This window comes from bacterium (assembly GCA_040755795.1).
Lineage (GTDB): Bacteria > UBA9089 > CG2-30-40-21 > CG2-30-40-21 > SBAY01 > JBFLXS01.
In genome coordinates, this window is the sequence record JBFLXS010000212.1 from 1 (window position 1) to 3,289 (window position 3,289).

Genomic DNA, 3,289 nt, shown 5'->3' on the forward strand with positions numbered 1-3,289 from the left:
TATATAACACCTCCTCCTCTTGATGTCAACTAAGCAGATTACCTCTTTTTTGTCACTTTGGCATGTTTTATCACCCAAAACTCTCCCCAACCCACACCATAACTAAAAACCATTTGCAACACTCTCAAACTATCAAAGAATCATAACTTTACAATATATTGAGTTGTATAGAAATTTAACACTCTAAATATTGAGGTATTAATTTTTAAATTTTTTTATATTTTTTTCTGCGGGTAGCATACGGTCTTTTCAACGACATCCTTGTTTCTTCATCTGATGCTTTTTCTCCCCTCTTTCTATTTATAGGATTACAAAATGTATGTATTCCCACCATTACCAGGAATAAAAAACTAACAATGATAAATAAATCTAATCCCATTCCCTTTTGGGTATTATTCCCCAATTAATTTAATATTAGCCACTCTAGCCCAGAATCCCCAACCACTACCATAGATATTTATCTTTGTAATCACAACTGGTTTGGGAGAGAGTTGTTTTATAAGATTAGTCGAGACAAATGTCTGCCAGGTCTTTTCTTTGACGATTTCTTCTAATTCTGGTGCAGTTATTTTGCCCTGGTACTTAAATCCTTTTCGCCAGATGTGGGTCTTGTTTTCTATATCCATATATTCTAATTCTAAAATGAGCGGATAACTGCTTTCAACAAACTTATCACCAAAAAATGAGGAATAAATAACCTTTATATCTGCCATTAATACCAAAGATATAAAAGTAGATACAGGCATCCACACTGATTGGCTGATGCCTAATTTCCCTTCTTCGGTTGATACCCTTGTAAATTCAAAGGCATTTGGATAACTATCACTATCCCTCATTACAGATATTTTATTTAGCCCTTTACCTGTTTCTATCTTTTCCCAATTACTTAAACCAATTGTAAAATCACCATTGGTTAATAATTTTGTTGGTTGTGTTGGAGGAGCAGGTATTTCTTTCTTTTCTACAGGTATCTTTTTTGGTCGTTCTGCTATTATTTCAGGCATTTTTACCTCTTCTGTTATCGGCACCTCTTTTTTGGGAATTTCTGGTGCGACGGCAATTGCTACTGGTGGTTCTGGCACTACTGGTAATGTTTGTTCACAAACTAATTGAAGATTGGCAAGCCGACTCTCAAATGCCACCCCACAACCATATATCTTTACCCCTTTGATTACTCTTGGTTTTGGAGTAAAAAGGTCTATTAAGTTAGGTGATGTATAAGAATACCATTTATCTTTAGGGATACACTCGCCAATTTCGGGATAATTAATTTCTTTTCGATACAGAAAACCATGTTTAAATGATTTAATCTCTCCCAGTGCATCCGCATATTCCAATTCAATCGTCATCGGGTAATCTCCACCTTCAATCCCATCATTTGCTAAAGAGGCATTGATAACCTTAATATCTGCCTTCACAACTACATACACATATTCAGAAATATCCATATTTAACCGTTGTTTTATTCCTAATTCTCCCTTTTCTCTTCCGGCTTTGGTTCGTTTGAATTCTAAAACCTCTGGATAGTTTTCACTTTCTTTAATCACATCTATTTCTTTCTTTCCATAGCCTATCTCAAATTTCTGCCAATGGTCTAATCCCTTTTTAAAATCAGGATTAGTGAGTTTTGGAAGTATTTCTTCTGGTTTTGCCGGCGGTGCTTCTTCTGGAACAGCAGGTTTAACCTCCTCTTCTTTTGGTGGTGGCGGAGGTGGTAACTCGGGTAATTTAACTGGTATTTCAGGTTTTGGCACCTCTTTTGGCACTGGTGGTTTTACCTCTACCGGCTTTGGAACTTCAACCTTTACCTCTTCTTTTGGTGGGGCAGGTGGTAACTCGGGTAATTTAACTGGTATTTCAGGTTTTGGCACCTCTTTTGGCACTGGTGGTTTTACCTCTACCGGCTTTGGAACCTCAACCTTTATTTCTTCTTTGGGTGGGGCAGGTGGTAATTCAGGCAGTTTGACTGGTATTTCAGGTTTTGGCAGCTCTTTTGGCACTGGTGGTTTTACCTCTACCGGCTTTGGAACTTCAACCTTTATTTCTTCTTTGGGTGGGGCAGGTGGTAACTCGGGTAATTTAACTGGTATTTCAGGTTTTGGCACCTCTTTGGGCACCGGTGGTTTTACCTCTACCGGCTTTGGAACTTCAACCTTTATCTCTTCTTTTGGTGGTGCAGGTGGTAACTCGGCAATAACTACAGATGGTTCTTCTATTGGTCGTTCACCTTCTTCAACAGCGAGGCTCACATTATCAATTCTCGCTTTGAACCCCATTCCGGCACCATATACCTTCAAATTTGTAAGTATTTGAGGTTGCGGAGATAATATCTCCACCAAATTTGGAGATGAATATGAATACCATTGATTTTTAGGTATCTTCTCACCTATGTCCGGATAGTTAAGTGTGCTTTCTTTATAAGGTTCATCATAAAGAAAACCATGTTTCCAAACATTAACATTTCCTTGTGCATCTAGATATTCTAATTCAATCATTGCCGGATATAATTTGTCCTCATCACTCGCCAATGATGAAAAGATAAGTTTGACATCCGCACCAATTATTAATGAGTTACAATTAGAAATATCCATATTTAATGATTGACTTATCCCTAATTCCCCTTTTTCCCTTACCATGCCAATTCTTTTATATTCAAATACCTTTGGATACTGTTTGGTATCAAAAATAACCTGGAGTGTCTTTTTCCCTCCCGGGGTCTCAATCTTATCCCAATATTTTAAATCAAGTGAAAAATCAGGGTTAGTAAGTCGCCTGGGTATTATTCTGCCTGCTCTTTTGGGAGGAAGTTTTGGTTTTTCTACTATTTGAGGTAATTCAACGGCTGGTTTTGGCGGCTTGACCTCTTCGACGATTTTAGGCTTTTCCTCGACAACTGGTTTCTCTAAAACTTTGGCAATGACTTCTTCTTTTGGCTGGACTTCCTTTACCATCGGTGGAATTTCAATCTTTGGAATTTCAGGTACTTTTACTTCCTCTGGTTTTTCAGGCATAGGTGGTTTTGGAGGTTTGACCTCTTCGACGATTTTAGGCTTTTCCTCGACAACTGGTTTCTCTAAAACTTTGGCAATGACTTCTTCTTTTGGCGGGACTTCCTTTACTATTGGTGGAATTTCAACCTTTGGAATTTCAGGTAGTTTTACCTCCTTTGGTTTTTCAGGCACAGGTGGTTTTGGAGGTTTGACCTCTTCGACGACTTTCGGCTTTTCCTCGACAACTGGTTTCTCTGGAACTTTGGCAATGACTTCTTCTTTTGGCTTTATTTCCTTTA

2 protein-coding genes are annotated in these 3,289 nt (G+C 38.1%); both read right to left on the reverse strand.

Features of this window, described 5'->3' with window-relative positions:
• Positions 1–205: 205 nt before the first annotated feature.
• Positions 206–403, reverse strand: a complete 198-nt coding sequence (locus AB1414_13045; GenBank protein MEW6608349.1) for a hypothetical protein — start codon at positions 401–403, stop codon at positions 206–208.
• Positions 393–3,289: hypothetical protein (locus AB1414_13050; protein ID MEW6608350.1), on the reverse strand; the 2,897-nt coding region annotated here is incomplete at its 5' end. The genes AB1414_13050 and AB1414_13045, both read right to left, overlap by 11 nt.